This is a genomic window from Arthrobacter sp. TJ-217, assembly GCF_058269255.1.
This window is the reverse complement of the sequence record NZ_JBZCNJ010000004.1, coordinates 402,404-418,767: the sequence shown is the minus strand read 5'-3', so window position 1 is coordinate 418,767 and position 16,364 is coordinate 402,404. Positions and strand designations below refer to the sequence as shown.

The window sequence follows — 16,364 nt, the reverse complement described above, 5'->3', positions numbered from 1 at the left end:
AGCGGGTCCCCGATCGGCACGCCGGTGGCGGCGTCCCACCGCCGCACCGTCCGGTCGCGGCCGGCGGAGGCGATCATCGCGCTGTCCGGGCTGAACGCCACCGCCAGCACATGGTCGCCGTGACCGCTAAGCGGGTCCCCGAGCTGGGCGCCGGTGGCGGCGTTCCACCGCCGCACTGTTCGGTCCTGACCGGCGGAGGCGATCATCTTACCGTCGGGGCTGAACGCCACCCGGACGACTTGCCCGGTGTGACCGGTGAGCGGCCCGCCGATTGGTGCGCCGGTGGCGGCATCCCACCGCCGCACGGTTCCATCTTCGCTGACGGAGACGATCATCTTGCTGTCGGGGCTGAACGCCACCGCCAAGACCGCCAGGGTGTGGCCGGTGAGCGGCGCGCCGATTGGTGCGCCGGTGGCAGCGTCCCACCTCCGCACCGTTCGGTCGTTGCTGCCGGAGGCGATCATCGCACCGTCGGGGCTGAACGCCACCCTCACGACCTGGTCTGGGTAACCGGTCACGGTGAGACCTATCGGCGGGCCGCTGACAGTGTCCCACCGCCGGACCGTCCAGTCGCGGCTGGCGGACGCGATCATCGAACCGTCCGGGCTGAGCGCGACGTCCGAAACTGGACCCTTATGCCCCATTAGGGGCTGGCCAAATGCCCGGCCGGTAATGACGTCCCACCGCCGCAGCGTGCCATCATCGCCAACCGAGACAATTGTCGTGCCGTCCGGGCTGAACGCCACCGCCCTGACCTTGTCGGTCTGCGCGGTGGGCGGCGGCCCCACAGGCTGGCCCGTGTGCCCGTCCCAGAACCGGAACGTAGTGTCCGAACTGCCCGAGGCGATCGTCGTGCCGTCCGGGCTGAATGCCACCGTCGTAACCCAGTCGGTGTGGCCGGCGAGGGGTGGGCCAATGGGGGCGCCGGTAGCGGCGTTCCACCGCCGCAACGTCCGGTCATCGCTGCCGGAGACGATCGTCGTGCCGTCGGGGCTGAATGCCACAGCCCTGACCCGGTCGGTGTGGCCGGTGAGGGGTTGACCGATGGGGGCGCCGGTAGCGGCGTTCCACCGCCGCAACGTCCGGTCATCGCTGCCGGAGACGATCGTCGTGCCGTCGGGGCTGAACGCCAGTCCGTAGACATGGTCGTCGTGGCCGGCGAGGGGTTGACCGATGGGGGCGCCGGTGGCGGCGTTCCACCGCCGCACCGTCCGGTCCCGGCCGGCGGAGGCGATCATCGTGCCGTCGGGGCTGAACGCAACCGCCAAGACATGATCGGTGTGGCCGGCGAGGGGTTGACCGATGGGGGCGCCGGTAGCGGTGTCCCACCGCCGCAACGTCCGGTCATCGCTGCCGGAGACGATCATCCTGCTATCGGGACTGAACGCTACGCCGTATACCTGGCCGGTGTGACCGGTGAGGGCACGGACGTTGCGCCGTGGCTCCAACAGCCCCTGCAGTAGCTCGGCGTGCGCCGCGTCGGTTGAGGCCAGACGCAGGCTTTCCATGCTCAATAACAACGACAACGGCTGCTGATCGACGTGCACCGCCGCTTCGGCGGCGAGCTGCCGCGCCGCCGCGAGGTCCCCGCGCTGTTGCGCGACCTGGCTCTGCTGCACAGCCAGCAAGCCGACCGTCCCCGTCAATACAAGGAGCAGGACGAGGACCGCGCTGAGTACACGCAACCGGTGGTTGTGCCGCTTGGCCGTCTCAAGCTCGTTGCGCTCCCGGTCACTGCTGGCCGCCAGGAAGTCCCGTTCCTGGTCGTTCAGGTGCCCCTGCCTGCGGTCCCGCCAGGCGGCAAGCCGCGTCCCGCGGTACAGCAGCCCGTCGTCGCGATCGTACTGGTGCCATTCCGCGGCCGCCTCGGTGAGCCGCCGATGCGCCCGGAGCAGCTCCCGGTCCTCGTTGATCCAGCTGCGGAGCCGGGGCCAGCATTTGATGAGTGCCTCGTGGGTGACCTCGACGGTGTCGGTACCCATGGTGAGCAACCGCGCGCGGGCAAGGATGTCAAGGACCTCGGCCGTGGTGCGGTTTCCGTCGTCGAACTCGCTGCGAGCTACCCGGCGCTTGGTGTCCTCGGTTCCTTCCCCGGGTGCGATCAGTCGTTGGAAGACTTCCTTTGCACGGCGTTGCTGGTCGGAGTCCATTCTGCGGTACACCGACTCGGCGGTCTGGGTAAGCGCCCCTTGGATACCGCCGGCCGCTTCGTAGCCGGCGAGGGTGAGGGTGTTGCCCCGCCGGCGGCGCCACGTCTCCAGCAAAGCGTGGGACATCATTGGCAGGATCCCGCCCCGTCCGGCGGCGTCCGCGACCAACGCCGCCAGGAGTGCTCCCTCGACGGCGTTCCCGGCCCGGGTAGCGGGCTGGCTGATTGCCCGCCGCAGCTCGTCGGTGCTCATCGGACCCACCGGTACCTGCGCAACACGAAGCGCCTCAATGAGATCGGGATGCTCGGTGCAGTGCGGATAGAAGTCCGCCCGCACACCCAGCACCACCCGGGCGCGGCTGTTATCCGCCCGAATACCGGAAACCAACGCGGCGATGAACCGGGTCCGTTCCTGGTCGTCCCGGCAGAGGGTGAAGACCTCCTCGAACTGATCCACGACGATCAGCAGTTCGGCGTCCGGGGCGTGATCGGCCATTGCCTGCCGGATGAGAAGATGCAGGCTGCCCGGATCCGCGGCAAGCTGGCCATGCACCGGCCCCGCCAGGGTGCCAAGCATCCCGGCGAGTTGGACAGCGCACTCCTGCAACGGGTGCGGTCCCGGTGTAAACAGGACGTTCGGCCGCCCGGTGTTCCGCGCTAGGCGCAGCAGGCCTGCCCGCAGAAGCGAGGACTTCCCGGAACCGGAAACACCCAACACCATGACCAGACGATGTCGCTCCAGAGTGCCCACCAGTTCGTCGAGGATGCGTTCGCGACCGAAGAACCGCTCGGCATCCTCGGGCTGAAACGCGGCCAACCCCACGTACGGTGCCCCGGCGTCATCGGCTGCGATCGTCTCGCCGGGACCGGTGCCGAGGGCAGCCAGCTCGGCGGCGGCATCGCGCCACCGTATCTCCCACTCAGCACGGTTGCCGCCACACGCCTGAACGTACGCCAATGCGACCGAGAGGCTGGGCAGCTTGCGCCCCGCCGCAGCCTCGGACAGCGTGGCTGCAGAGTAATGAGCACGCCGGGCCAGCTCCCGGTACCCCGGGGTTCCGGCCTTCTCCCGCAACCGCCGCAACTCTGAGGCGAAGGCCAGAGGTACGCCGTCACCTAAATCTAGCGGCCGTTCAGGTCGAGGCATCTGCGATTCCTTCGCCTCATCTTCTTACCTTGATTGTAGTCCTTTCGACGTTCTCCACGCGGTCCAGCTGTACAACAGCTATTCCAGAACAGCGATGCGCCGGCCCCATTTACCAACAGGACACTGCCCCGCAGAAAGGGTTAAGGGCTGCATCCTCGCTTGGCGTCACTAGAAATTCCAGAGCGGCGATGTGGCCACAAGCCCGCCCCATGGGCCGAAGCTCAGCTGTAGCCGGACCCGGCGGATGTGGGGTAGTGCCGTAGACGCGCGGAGGATGGTTGGCGTCCCTGCATCGCCAAGTTGATCCCGGCATAGTCAAGTTCCGGCATAGTTAAGTTAATGTCGAAAAGGTGTTGATGACGCTGGTTGCCGGCCGGTCGCTCAAGCGGACGTCGAAAGGACAAATCTCCTAGCCCCTGTCGGTGCCAAACGAGGAAGTCTAGACTGAGAGCTGCTCGCCGGTCTTGTCGGATTAGCCGGGCACCGTCGCTCGAGGTCGACGACCGCGGCCCGCGCATCATCAAACGCGCTGTAAGAAGATAAATACACGGCGCAACGTGGCCTGTTGATGGCAACTGAGGAGTCGGAATGTCCTCGGAGAGCACCGGTTCGAGCAGGCGTCCGTCGCCCTTGGCGGCCGCCGATCAGCAGGGCGGTGGTTTGCCGCTGGAAGGGTCCGGGAACGACCAAACGATACCCGTTCCCCTTGCGGCCCCGCAGCAGGCGGTACACCTGCACATGTTCCTGCCCTACTTCAACCGCGACCACTCGTTGACCGGGCAGATGAAAGCACACATCGACGCTGTCGCGGCTTTGAACGTGGATGAGCCCAACAGCGTCACCCGGGTGCGGGTGGACGTGGGATGGTCGACCTTTTACCCGAACGCCAACAGCTACGGGCATCCACCGGACACGTGGTGGTATCTGATCCGCCTCAGGAACGTGCTCAGCTACCTCGCGGCGGTGGAACTCAAGGCCTACCTGTGCCTTCACCAGTCGCCGAAGTACGCCCGGCCGTCCCAGATCCCCCCGCCGGTCAACCCGACACCGGAGCAGACAAAACTCTACGACAACGCCAAGCAACTCCCCGACCTGACCCACAGCCACCTCTTCGGCGAGTTCATGACCTGGCTAGTGCCCAGAGTCGCCACCTGGGTCGACGAGTACGAAATCTGGAACGAGCCGAACCTGACCGGCTTCGCCGGCCGGGGACGAAACACCCCGACCTATTACATGCCGCTCCTGACCGCGGGATACGCGGCGACCAAAGCCGCCCAGCCGACAGCCAAAGTCATCGGAGCGAACGTCTCCCAGTGCGACCACGTGTGGATCAGGCAGTGCTACGAGGACTTCAACCTTCGACGCCACTGCGACAAGCTCGGCGTGCACCCGTACCAGGGACGGCAAAGTGTCCCGCCCGAGGCGACCGACCTCCTGCCGGACCAGACGCCGGACAATCAGAAGAGGTACCGCATCGCGCTCGGCGTCCCGGCCGTCCGCGAGGTCATGCTCGCTCACAACCACGACATCGGGATGTGGTTCACCGAACAGGGCTGGGGCGCCGACGACGTGGACCAGGGCGGTCCGGCCGGTGGCGTCAGCATCGGTCACCCGACCCGTGACGTAACGTCGGCGGGCCCGCTGCACCCCGAAATCCCCGCCTCACCCGCTGCGCTGCGATACCCGGATCTTAAAGCCAAGGCCGCCGACTTCATCGGCAGAATGCTGCAGCTGACGTATGAGCAATTCCCCTACGTCGAGCTGCACACCGTCTATCAGGTGTTCGACCCTGGCCAGCCGCATCCCATCGACGCCGACACCAAACCACGCCAAAAGCATCAACTCGGCTTCGAGATCCTCGGGGCGACCATCCCGATCCAACGGTTTTCCCAGGCGCAGGCGCTCGTCGACTTCCGGCGCACCCACCCGCAGTTACGAACCCTGTAGCGGCACTCCTACCGGACAACGGGGTGTCCCATGCTGCGCCGTTGGGGCCAGTCAGATGCGGCGACCGCGCCGATGGTGGGGTCATGCCTTGCAGCACCTGCGGCGGCTAGTTCGTGCGGCTCATACCGATGTGGGTGGTGTACAACGCAAGGAGGTGCCGGTTACGTAACCCGTAGTTCGTACTCCGTCTTGTTGACGGGTTTTAAGTGGTGGCGGTGGCTGCGGCGACAGCGATGTTGCGGCGGAGGCGGTTGGCGACGCGATCCCTTTCCGCCGACTGTGGTGCATAGCAGCTGCACCGACTCGACCGCGACCCCGTGCACCAGCAAGGAGCCAGGATTGATGATGCGGCCGCCGTGGATGTGGGCGTCGGATTCGTGATGCTCCGGGGCGAGCCCCAACCGTCTGGGTGAGCGAGGCCGGTTGTGTTGAAGCGGTGGACGCCACCGATCTCGTCCACGAACACCGCACCACAAAATCGATACATGTCTTATCTGCACGGCCTGGCAGCCCTCGTCTGCAGCGGGCGGCCCTGCACCAGCCGGGCGAACACCTCGATCTCGAACTTGAACAGGGCGATCAGCCGCCGCAGCTAGGCGAAGCGCGCCGCATACGGCACGGGCAGCTGCTGCCACTCCAGGGGTTCGGTGCCGGCGAGAACGAACGGGTCGGTCGCGTCGCGCACATCGTTCTTCGCCCGATGAGCGAACGTCCCACCTTTCAACGGGTGCACTAGGTGCATCCGTCTCCAAACTGCAGCACCCTGACCGCCAGTACCACCCGTGCGTGGCGTCCAGCACCACATCCGGCGCCGCTCCGGCTCGGGTGACTCCCCCCTAAAACTCGGCGTTGAAAGCTCGGCGTTGAAGGCCGACAGGACAGTGCCGGTCCAATGCAGGGCCTCTTGAGCCGGGGCACGAGCGAGATCCCCCCGTTCTCATTGTCCAAAGTTGATTGTCTAGCCTCGACGACCCGACACCGGACAACTTTTTCAAGATATCCATATGAGCATCCAACGAAAAAAGTCGCACCTCGCTGGTTGCCCTGCAAACGCCGTCACGAGAAGCGCCGCAACAACGCAGCTGTGCGGGTTCTCATTCACAACCGGCAGAAAACGCAGAAAGAAATTGGTGCCATGACCTTCACTGCACATCCAATTCGACCGATTAGAAGGAGCATGAAATGCCAGTCATCCAGACAGCAAAAAAGGTGCGGACCGTACGGGACAAAATGGCAGGCATATCAAATCAATACCTTGCTTGATCCGGCACACACACTAGGAGAAACGAAATGCGTAAATTCAGCGTAAATACCACAGGAAAACCTTCCCGAGCCGCGTCCGCACTGGCGCTCCTCACGCTCGCCGTCGCAGTGGCTGCCAGCCCGGTGGCCTCCAGCGCCGCCTCCGCCGCGGCTGCCAGCCAGCCGCCGGCTTCGGTTACAGCGGCTGGCTATCATAGGTGCCCCGCCGGCAGGATGTGCGTATTTGAGCACGCCAACGGTCAGGGGCGCTTCGCCTACTTCGCGGTGGGGTCGCGAGACTTAAGAGACATCGAAGGGCGCAACTTCAACGACAAGGCCTCGTCATACTGGAACCGAACCACCTCTATTTGGTGCCTCTACCCGGAGACAAGGTTCACTGGCAGGCCCATCGGCATAGTGGCCGGTGATCAGGGTAACCTGACTGGCTTCAACGACAAGGTCAGCTCCCTATCGCGCTGCTGATGACCCACTCGTTCGGAGGTAACCCGGATGGTGCCTTCCCGACTCGGCTAGATGCGACTTGACGGGCCCAACGGGCACCAGTCGCAGACGGCACTCGTCACCATAGGTAACGCTCCCTAAGTGCGTTAGCGGGACGGGGATTGCAGATCATTTTGCCTCAAAGCCGATCGGCGACAACTTCGCGACCAATTTGATCGGCAGGCGTGGCCATCAGACTCACTCAGCCCAGACGGATCTAAATAGAAGGAGCATGAAATGCCAGTCATCCAGATGACAGAAAAAGGGTGCGGGCCCGTACGGGACAAAGTGGCACTCATTTCAAACAAAATACCCTGCTCGATCCGCTACACACTAGGAGAAACGAAATGCGTAAATCTAGCGTGAATCACAGCTGGCGCCGCACTGCACTGGCGGGGGTCGCGTCCCTTGCGTTGGCGCTACCGCTGCTGGTTCCGGTATCTCCTGCATCGGCCGAGCCGAGCCCATGTCGGGGATAAATGGCGAAAAGGGCTTTGGGGGTGACTATTTCGGCGGCGCACACCCAGGTCGTACACGGGGTTGGCAGGTCATCTATGGGACGTGGTTCAACTGCAGTGGCGGCGGAATCGATCGCGTTCGTTTGGTCATTTCCACCGCTACCGATGGACCGTGCATCACTGTGCTCCCGGGATCGGCCAAGTCGACTAGGGTCGACCGGGACTTCAAAGTGTGGGTGCCTCACTATGACGGCTGGAAGCGATGCTGACAAGGCGGCCCTGAGGGTCATGCTTCGTCGTGGCGTCTCGGAGAAGGCCCTGTACTTATCGGAGCCGGATTTTCATCCATGAATGCTGTTGAGATGGCCAAGATGCAGAGATCAGATCGGGGACGCCGAGTGGCGTCCCCCATCTGCTGTCAGGGGTGAATGCTGCGGTTTGCGCTCGACACCACGACCGGTCCCTGCGTGACGCCGTTTGACCTCACCCAGAACTTCACCCGGTGAAAGACTTCTTCTGCCCCTCCAAGATCGTCGCGCGTGCGTGTCAGCCGATATTCGGGAACGGGCTGCACCGCCTTCGAACCGGGCGTTGCAAAGTGCAGGGGAGTGCCGTTCGGGGTGTGCCAGCCCTTTTGAACGTCGTTGCTACTGGGCCATGTGTCCGGATCGTCCTCCATGATGATCTGCTGCATGATCACTTTGATGTCGCTTCTGGTGCACTTGGCGCTGATGGGGTAAGCGACCAACTTTTTGCCCGAACCGGTAAGTTGTCCCGTGGCATACGGCTTTCCAGCTGTCACGGTGCACGGGCCGATAGTCGCCGACGCTGCCGCGTTCGCCGCGGGAGCTGTCACAAGTGGCAGTGCTCCCATTGCGAGGGCCAATGCCGCGGCCGCGGTTGCCACCGTCCGACGGGGACGGCCAAGGCGGGAAGATGCTTTTGTCTCTGGGACGTAATTCGTTGTCATGTCGAATCTCCGGACTTGTGAGGTTGTTGATTTGAACCAACCCGGCGCCCATTGGGTGAGCAATGGTTGCGGAATGGCTGCAGCCGTAACCTGAGCGGGGCGGGATGGTTCCGCTGCCCATGTTTTCGACTACGCTCCACAAGGTAGCCAGCGCGACTTCAAAACTTATTCACTTTTTCTTCAGAGCCGGGGCAAGGGGCCGAAACAGGCAATACATGGGGGCTACTCGGATGTGGGCAGGGATTGAGTGGCGAGGGAATATTCTCTGTGTGCCGACGCGAGGGCGGCGTCAAAGGGCAATGCCCGGCCTGTCGCCCAGCACTGGTCGAAGACGTCCCGCCCCACGACGTTCCGTGCGTCTTTGCCGGCCTCCGCAATCCAGCCGATCATGAAGGGAAACAGTCCGACGCCTATCTCGGTCCGGAGTTGTTCTCCCGCCGACATTAAGGCCACCTGCTGTTGTATGTCTCCGCGGGCCCCCGCCAACTGGGATGCGAGGAAGAATCCGACGGACAATCCCCACATCGCCCCCAGCTCATTGAACAGGTGGAACCCCCGATTCAAGAACAAGATTGCGACATCCCGCTCGCCGCCGTACCAGTTGCTGGCACCAAGGATAAGGTTCGCCCAGCCGACGGCTACCGCATCCCGATGGGAATCGGGCGTCGCCAGGAACTGCCCGGCGAGACGCTTGGCGCGTCCGTAGTGTCCGCGGGAGACAGCGACAGCGGCGAGGAATACGTACGCCCAGCTCTCCAGCCAAACATCCCCCACGGCGAGGGCGTTTTCCAGCGACTCACCAAGGGTTTCCTCAGCGGCTGCATACTCGCCCGCGTACATCAGGGAGAGCCCGAGGTACTGCAGAGCATGGGCCAGAGAGGCACGGTCCCCGGTGTTCCGGGCCAGTTCTGCAGCCTCCCCGCAGGCAGTGGCCGCATTTTCGCGGTCTCCTTGCAAAGTGGCCAGGGTTGCCAGGCCGAGCAACACTTTGGTGCGCGCTTCTGCCGAAACGCTGGATCGGAGTACCAGTGCCATCCACCGGCGTCCCTCGCGGTAGTGCCCGTGCAGGTCCCACAGGGGATAAATGGAGCCCACGATACGTGCCGCGGTCTCCGCATCCTGGCTGCCCAGGGAGCATTCCAGGGCTGCGCGAATGTTGTCGTGTTCCAACTCGAGACGGTGAAGCCAACTTTCCTGTTCCGAGTGCCGAAGCCATGCCGCGGCTTCTTCGGCCAGGGCCAGGTAGTAGCGGGTATGCCTGGCGCGGACCGAGTCCAGTTCATCCGACCATCTGAGTCGGTCCAGGCCGAAGATACGGAGGCTGTCCAGGACCTTGTAGCGCCGACCGGATTCGGCATCGTCTTCACTGATGATCAGTGACTTGTCCACCAGACAGGTCAACGTGATGACCACCGCGCCCGGGCCCTCGTCTGTGTCCCCACATACGGCCTCGGCCGCATCGAGGGAAAACCCGCCCACGAAAACCGAGACGCTCCTGAACAGCCGCTGCTCCGCAGCAGTGAGCAACCCGTAGCTCCACTCCAGAGCCGCCCGGAGGGTCTGGTGCCGCGCCAGCGGATCGCGCGTAGACCTTGCCAGCAGCTGGAACCGGTCAGTGAGCCGCCCGGCGATCTGAGAAACATCCAGAACATTAACCAGAGCGGCCGCCAGCTCGATCGCCAGGGGCAATCCATCCAAGGTGCGGCAGATCTGCGCCACCGCGTTCGAGTTGCCCTCGTTCAGGCGGAAACCCGGCCTGACTGCTGATGCACGGTCGATCAGCAACCGTACGGCGTCGTACTCCATTATTGAAAGCGGGTCAGTGGTGCCGGGTCCCGGCACCGACAGGCCCTGCATGACGCACAGGGCTTCCCCGGGAACACCAAGACGCTCCTGGCTTGTCACCAGGATCGACAGCTCGGGGCACGCCTGGAGCAGGCGGTGCACCAGGCCTGCGACTTCCTCAACTAGGTGCTCGCAGTTATCGAGGATCACAAGAACTCTGCCGGCGGACAGGGAGTCCTGCACCACCTGTTCCAGGGGGATTGCGGGGTGTTCGCTCAGACCCATGCACCGGGCAATGGCCCGAACGGTGATGCCGGGCTGCTGCAAAGGAGGTAGTTCCGCGAACCAGACTCCGCCGCCGAAATCCGCAAGCACCGCCCGTGCGGCCTCAACCGCCAACCGGCTCTTACCCGTTCCTCCGCTCCCCAGGAGCGTGACCAGGCGACGTTCCCCGATCATGGCCTGCACTTCATTGAGTTCCCATGACCGTCCGATGAAGGCAGTCAGCGGGGCAGGAAGGTTTGATGGTGGAACGGCGCAGGCAGGGACGGCAGGTACAGGAGGCTCGGTGTGCGGCGGGTCGAGTACGGGATCCTGGTTCAGTATCTGCAGGTAGAGCTGTTGCAGTTCCTTTCCGGGGTCGATGCCCAGAGTGTCCGACAGCAGGGCCTTCACTTTCTGGTACGTTTCCAGTGCTTCCCCCTGCCGGCCACAACGGTACTGGGCCAGGATGAGCTTGGACCAGAGACCTTCCCGGAGCGGGTGGCCGGTCAGGAGCGGCGGGATGCCCCTGAGCACCTCACCGTGTTGGCCCAGGGCGAGGGCGGCGGCGAACCGATCCTCGTGCGCATCCACAAACAGTCCGCCGTAATGGGCGATTGCTGGTTGCGCAAAGGCCTCGTTCTGGAACTCCTTAAAGGGCGTTCCTCTCCACAGCGCAAGGGCTTGGCCGAGGGACGCATATGCGGTGTCATAATCCCCCCGTGCAAGTGCCGCTCGCCCCTCCACGCATAGCGACTCAAATCTGTCACAGTCAACCTGCCCGGGGTCGACCAGAAGTTTGTATCCGGCGGTATGGGTAGTGATTCCCGCGTAGGATGCCGCACCGCCGCCCAAGGAGCGGCGCAGCTCCGAGACCCGGACATGGAGCAGGGCGCGTGCATTAGAGGGTGGGGATTCGGCCCACAGGGCATCGATCAGATAGTCAGCCGAAACGATATCACCCCGCCGTGCCAAGAGGATGGCCAACAGAAACTTCAGCCGAGGCCCGAGCGCGATGGCCTTTCCTGCGTCATCCACCTCGAGGCCGCCGAGAACTCGAAACTCCATGAGCCTCCTCCTTGCCGGCGTTGCGCTGCGGCATGCATGCGGAAGCATCCAGGGCACGAAGAGATGCCGGACAACTTGGTATAGCTACCATACGTATTTGTCGGTGCTCTGGATAGAGCCCGATGGGGCAACACCGCAGCCTGCGCATGGGGTGAGCGCAGGAGATCGTTGCGTAACCGCCGTCATGTGTCTGCTTACCCCGTGGTGCATCACCGATGCCTAGGGTTAGGCTGATCCATGGCCTCGCGGATCGAGGAATACGGGTACATCTCCGACCTTAGGACCGGCGCACTCATCTCAAGGGGTGGGAGCATCGACTGGTTTTGCTTTCCGCGCTTTGACTCCGCCTCCATTTTCAGTGCTTTGGTCGGCACCCAAAACCATGGCCGCTGGCTTATAGCCCCGGCGGTCCACGGCAATCCGCCCGCCGCTCCCATCCTGATCGAGCGGAAGTACCGGTCCTCAACATTCATCCTGGATTCCCACTGGCGAACGCACACCGGCGAGATCGTCATTACCGAATTCATGCCCATGGGCGGCACCGGCAACTCCCTGATACGGAGAATTGAAGGGCTCGCGGGGAGCGTGGGCATGCATCAGGAGATTCGGTTCAGGTTCAACTATGGAGACGTCATCCCATGGGTGCAACGGATACACGATGATGATGGACAAGCCATCGTGGCAACAGCCGGCGCATACGCCGTGGTTCTTCGAGGGGATGCTCTGCCCTGCCCAGGTCTTGACCGATCCCATGCAAACGACTTCCTCATCCGAGCAGGCCAGAGCGTAGATTTTCAGCTGACCGGTTATCCCTCCCACCAGATCCCTCCTCCGCGCATCAATACTGAGGCAGCCCTACGGGCAACAAGCACCGATTGGACGCGGTGGGCCGGCAGACGATCCAAGCAGGGTGGGTACGATGCAGCAGTGGAGCGCTCCCTGTTACTTCTGCGGGCGCTGACGTATGAGGAAACAGGTGGCATCGTGGCAGCTCCCACGACTTCGCTGCCGGAACAGTTCGGTGGGAGCCGCAACTGGGACTACCGCTACTGCTGGCTGCGCGACGCAGCGTTGACCCTTGAGGCCATGATGACCCATGGCTACCGGAAGGAGGCACTCCTGTGGCGGAACTGGCTGCTCCGCGCTGTGGCAGGTGATCCCCACGACCTGCAGATCATGTACGGGTTAGCCGGTGAACGCGAGATTGAAGAGCGCACCCTTCCGCACCTGCCCGGCTACGAAAATTCGTCCCCTGTACGACGGGGAAACGGCGCCGTAATGCAATATCAGGCCGATGTCGCGGGAGAAGTGCTGGTGGCCCTGCAAAAACTGCGCGACCTTGGCGGGCATGAAGATCATTTCTCTTGGCCACTGCAACGCCAGATGCTCTATTTCGTGGAAGACAACATCGCCCGCAAGGACCACGGCATCTGGGAAATGCGGGGCGAGAAAAAGCACTTCACGCACTCCCGCGCACTGATGTGGGCCGCCATGGACTGCGGAGTACATGCAGTCGAAAAGTACGGCCTTGACGGGCCTGCGGAGCGATGGAAGAAACTGAGAGAACGCCTCAAGGCAGAAATACTCGAGCACGGCTACAACCAGTCCCTCGCTTCCTTCACCCAGACCTACGACAGCACTGAGGTCGATGCATCCCTGCTGGTACTTCCACACGTCGGGTTCATCAACTTCGAGGATCCCAAAATGCTCGGAACGGTCAATCTCCTGGAACAGGACCTCCTGAACACCGGGGGACTACTGTTACGCTACCGAACCGACGCATGCGCCGATGGTCTCGAACCCGGAGAATACCCGTTTCTTGCCTGTTCCTTCTGGCTCGTGGAACAGTACGCCCGAACGGGACGACTTATCGAAGCGACAGAGCTCATGGGACGACTCGTCCGCATGGGCGGGGATCTAGGCCTGCTCAGCGAGGAATACGACACCGTCACTGACCGGATGGCAGGAAACTACCCGCAGGCGTTCTCCCACCTGGCCCTCATCAGAGCGGCAGATGCGCTGAACTCTGTTGCCCGGGATCGAGACACGGATTAGGCGAGACGTCGCTTGGCAAGCAGACCAAATCAAGCAGCGGGAGCCTGCAGAATAAGGGTCACGTCTGCCGTGGGGTACGCCAAACCCGCTTGTAGAGGGGCAAGCAGAAGTGAGAATTGGACGGGCGATAGGACCTGAGGAAAGAGCAGGGCGAGTTGGGCCAAATGGAGAGCAGCGACTATGTAATAGGTCCCTGCCACCTGCCCCATCACATGGGCCACCATCGACCTGACCAGAGAGTCGTCAGGGCAGGCTCTTTGATCCATCAGCTCAACGAGAGCCCGCCGGTACTCCGGATGCCGCTGCACGGTCTCCTCCATTTTCCCCACGCAGATCAGCTGTTGTCTGGTCCAAGTGCGCTCCAAAGTTCCCACCTCCGCCGCATGGAGCCCGCCGGTTTCCATGGGTTCGAAGGATGGCAGGACAGAGGCTGACGGACCAGCATCCTGAGACATGGCCGGCAGAATATGCGCTGGAGCCGGAATACCAATATCGATCGTCATGATGGACGCCTCCTTAGTGCGTGGCGTGTGGGCCGAGGGAGCTCTTCTGAGGCCAAACTAGCCGGTCCCGCTTCAGGATCGGTTCGCGTTCTCTTAGCTCCTCAGTTTTGGGTGCGCAGAGAATGAAAGGTGACCTATGCCCTCGTCGAGGCCACTCCTGCACTGCATCCTTTGCGCCCGGCGCTGATACCCGAAGCTTGCCGTACACAGCCAACCCAACCAGCCGGCGCAGACCATGAAGCAGGCAGCTTTGGACGTTTCCGCGCAGGAACGGATCTGAAGAATAAATAAAGCCTTGGTGGAGGCTCAAAGTTCAGCTTCGAGTCCGGAACAAGGTATTGAAAGTCCCCTGATCCCCGGCCGGGAGCTCGGGTGCCGTCCCTCGCCGGAGGGCCGCTCACCCCCGCGGTTAAGGGAGGAGCGCAGCCGCCACCAGTGCATATGACATGTCAATACGCATCCGTGGGCGTGCTTTGGGCGCGCTGTCCGGAGGACGCCTGAGACCGCAACTGGCCCGCCCTGATGGAGAACGGCCAGCACGGGCGCCTCCACCCCGCAGGGCCTGTGACTGGGTTCCCGCCCGGGAGTAAGATTCCCGCATACTGGCGGAGTTATGCATGGATGTGCGTTGCTCACGTGGGGGTCCGGCCCGAGGGGATCGACGTCATGGCGTATACGAGCAGGGGTAAGTTGCCCATCATTTACGTGCGCGGCTTCGCCGGGGGAGGCTCGGGCATCAACACGGCCGTGGATGATCCCTTTTACGGCTTCAGCCAAGGATCGGTCCATGTAAGAGCCGACGGTCATGGAGAACCCCGGTTCCACCAGTTCGAATCACCCATGCTGCGCCTGATAACCGACCAGGAGTACAAAGTTCCGGTCTACGGCAACCAGCGGGCGTTCCTGCAGAAGGCCGAACGTGGTTCAATCGATTCTGCAACGGTCTGGATCCACCGGTTCTATGACGTTTCTGCTTCCACTTTCGCCGAGCATCCCGAAGAATTTTCCCTTGAGAACGCGGCACGGGACTTGTTCGCGCTGATCCAGCTCGTGATCGATAGGACCGGAGCGCCGAAGGTCTTCCTCGTCGCCCATTCGATGGGCGGGCTTGTCTGCCGGTCGGTGCTGCAGCGCATCATTCCCGAAGCGACGGCGGACGGCGGCGGAGTCGATCCGGCTGCCGGAGCCCGCTTTGTTTCCCGCGTCTTCACCTATGCCACACCGCATGGCGGAATCAGTTTCGCCCTCGGGTACGGGTTGCTTGAACGCATCCGGGACGCCACCGGATTTCAAGGCTCGAACATCTTCGGTCCAGACCGCATGTACGAATATTTAACGCCGGGGGCCGCTCCGGGGTCCGCGGCACCGGAGGACTTCGAGCCTGCCGCCATGCCCGCGGACGGGTTCCCGGTGGAGCGGCTGTTCTGCCTCGTGGGGTCGAACCCGGAAGACTACGACGTCGCCTATGGTCTGTCCTCCCGGGCTGTGGGCGCCCGTAGTGACGGGCTAGTTCAGGTTGAAGCAGCCGCTGTCCGGGACGCGCACCGGGCCGTCGTCCACCGCAGCCACAGCGGCAGATACGGCATCGTCAACTCCGAAGAGGGATATCAGAACCTGCAGCGCTTCCTCTTCGGCGACCTTCAGGTACGGATCGACCTAGTGGGGCTCACGGTGGCGCAGGGCGTGTCGGAGAAGGTCGAGTTCCAACTCGACGTCGGGTTGGCGGTCAGGGGCCTGCCGGTGCTCATGCACGAACAAAGCGCCGCCCATCACTGCCCCATCCTGATCGAACGGCATGCCCTGACGGACTCCATTGACACCCCGACACCGCTGTTCACCACTTTCCTTTCGTCGTCTGCCCCCCGCCCCGCCCGCGCCCAACACCGGGCCCGGCTGCGGTACGCGCTGAAACTGAGGCTGCTCTCGATCGAGGAAGAACGGGAAGGATTCCTCTTCGAGGATCACCTTGAACAAACCGAAGACTGGCAGGACACCTTGATTGTGGACATCGAGCCCGGCGACCGGGGACCCGTGCCGCAATGCTGGGCCACGTGGAACAGCACGATCTTCGGCGCGGTGCGGGACTGGATACCGGCCGAGCAGGAGAAAGTACTGGACCGCGCGGCCGCAAAGGACTACTGGTGCGGAGAGATTCCAGTTCCGTCCGTTGCACACCAGCTCCTGGGTGGACACGCGTGTCTGCGGCTGACCGTCACCCCACGCACCTGTCCCGACTGACCGCGGGCCTGCGTTCGGGCAGCCGAGGCAGCTTAGCGCC

The 16,364-nt window shown here is 63.3% G+C and carries 9 protein-coding genes; 4 read left to right on the top strand and 5 right to left on the bottom strand.

From position 1 onward, the window contains the following. On the bottom strand, nucleotides 1–3,224 hold a 3,224-nt coding region (locus tag AC4D2R_RS09950; protein ID WP_490939777.1), incomplete at its 3' end, for an nSTAND1 domain-containing NTPase. Between the two features lie 660 nt (nucleotides 3,225–3,884). Between AC4D2R_RS09950 and AC4D2R_RS09945 the strand changes: the two genes are divergently transcribed. Beyond that, entirely contained in the window at nucleotides 3,885–5,243 is a 1,359-nt protein-coding gene (locus AC4D2R_RS09945) for a hypothetical protein (protein WP_490939775.1), read from the top strand. Nucleotides 5,244–5,835: 592 nt separating this feature from the next. Here AC4D2R_RS09945 and AC4D2R_RS09940 read toward each other — a convergent pair. Then, a complete protein-coding gene (locus tag AC4D2R_RS09940) occupies nucleotides 5,836–5,976 on the bottom strand; it encodes a hypothetical protein (protein ID WP_490939773.1) in 141 nt (46 codons plus the stop codon). Nucleotides 5,977–6,533: 557 nt separating this feature from the next. Between AC4D2R_RS09940 and AC4D2R_RS09935 the strand changes: the two genes are divergently transcribed. Continuing rightward, nucleotides 6,534–6,968, top strand: a complete 435-nt coding sequence (locus AC4D2R_RS09935) for a peptidase inhibitor family I36 protein (protein WP_490939771.1) — start codon at nucleotides 6,534–6,536, stop codon at nucleotides 6,966–6,968. An 894-nt stretch (nucleotides 6,969–7,862) separates the two neighbouring features. On the opposite strand, the gene AC4D2R_RS09930 is transcribed toward AC4D2R_RS09935, so the two are convergent. Together AC4D2R_RS09930 and AC4D2R_RS09925 are read right to left on the bottom strand one after the other, a co-directional pair. Then, the gene (locus tag AC4D2R_RS09930) at nucleotides 7,863–8,138 is read right to left on the bottom strand and encodes a hypothetical protein (RefSeq protein ID WP_490939769.1); all 276 of its coding nucleotides are present in this window, start codon (nucleotides 8,136–8,138) and stop codon (nucleotides 7,863–7,865) included. A 498-nt stretch (nucleotides 8,139–8,636) separates the two neighbouring features. Continuing rightward, nucleotides 8,637–11,528: an ATP-binding protein gene (locus AC4D2R_RS09925; protein ID WP_490939767.1), complete on the bottom strand. Its 2,892-nt coding sequence runs from the start codon at nucleotides 11,526–11,528 to the stop codon at nucleotides 8,637–8,639. A 237-nt stretch (nucleotides 11,529–11,765) separates the two neighbouring features. Between AC4D2R_RS09925 and AC4D2R_RS09920 the strand changes: the two genes are divergently transcribed. Beyond that, nucleotides 11,766–13,583 carry a glycoside hydrolase family 15 protein gene (locus AC4D2R_RS09920; protein WP_490939765.1) on the top strand — a complete coding sequence of 606 codons (1,818 nt, stop codon included), beginning with the start codon at nucleotides 11,766–11,768 and terminating at the stop codon, nucleotides 13,581–13,583. A 29-nt stretch (nucleotides 13,584–13,612) separates the two neighbouring features. Here AC4D2R_RS09920 and AC4D2R_RS09915 read toward each other — a convergent pair whose 3' ends face one another. Further along, entirely contained in the window at nucleotides 13,613–14,086 is a 474-nt protein-coding gene (locus AC4D2R_RS09915; protein WP_490939763.1) for a hypothetical protein, read from the bottom strand. A gap of 621 nt (nucleotides 14,087–14,707) precedes the next feature. Here AC4D2R_RS09915 and AC4D2R_RS09910 point away from each other — a divergent pair. Beyond that, nucleotides 14,708–16,324, top strand: a complete 1,617-nt coding sequence (locus AC4D2R_RS09910; RefSeq protein WP_490939761.1) for an esterase/lipase family protein — start codon at nucleotides 14,708–14,710, stop codon at nucleotides 16,322–16,324. Nucleotides 16,325–16,364 lie beyond the last annotated feature (40 nt).

Coding starts and splice junctions, on each gene's coding strand:
- AC4D2R_RS09945 (WP_490939775.1), top strand. CDS start 3,885: ATGTCCTCGGAGAGCACCGGTTCGAGCAGGCGTCCGTCGCCCTTGGCG.
- AC4D2R_RS09935 (WP_490939771.1), top strand. CDS start 6,534: ATGCGTAAATTCAGCGTAAATACCACAGGAAAACCTTCCCGAGCCGCG.
- AC4D2R_RS09930 (WP_490939769.1), bottom strand. CDS start 8,138: ATGCAGCAGATCATCATGGAGGACGATCCGGACACATGGCCCAGTAGC.
- AC4D2R_RS09925 (WP_490939767.1), bottom strand. CDS start 11,528: ATGGAGTTTCGAGTTCTCGGCGGCCTCGAGGTGGATGACGCAGGAAAG.
- AC4D2R_RS09920 (WP_490939765.1), top strand. CDS start 11,766: ATGGCCTCGCGGATCGAGGAATACGGGTACATCTCCGACCTTAGGACC.
- AC4D2R_RS09915 (WP_490939763.1), bottom strand. CDS start 14,086: ATGACGATCGATATTGGTATTCCGGCTCCAGCGCATATTCTGCCGGCC.
- AC4D2R_RS09910 (WP_490939761.1), top strand. CDS start 14,708: ATGTGCGTTGCTCACGTGGGGGTCCGGCCCGAGGGGATCGACGTCATG.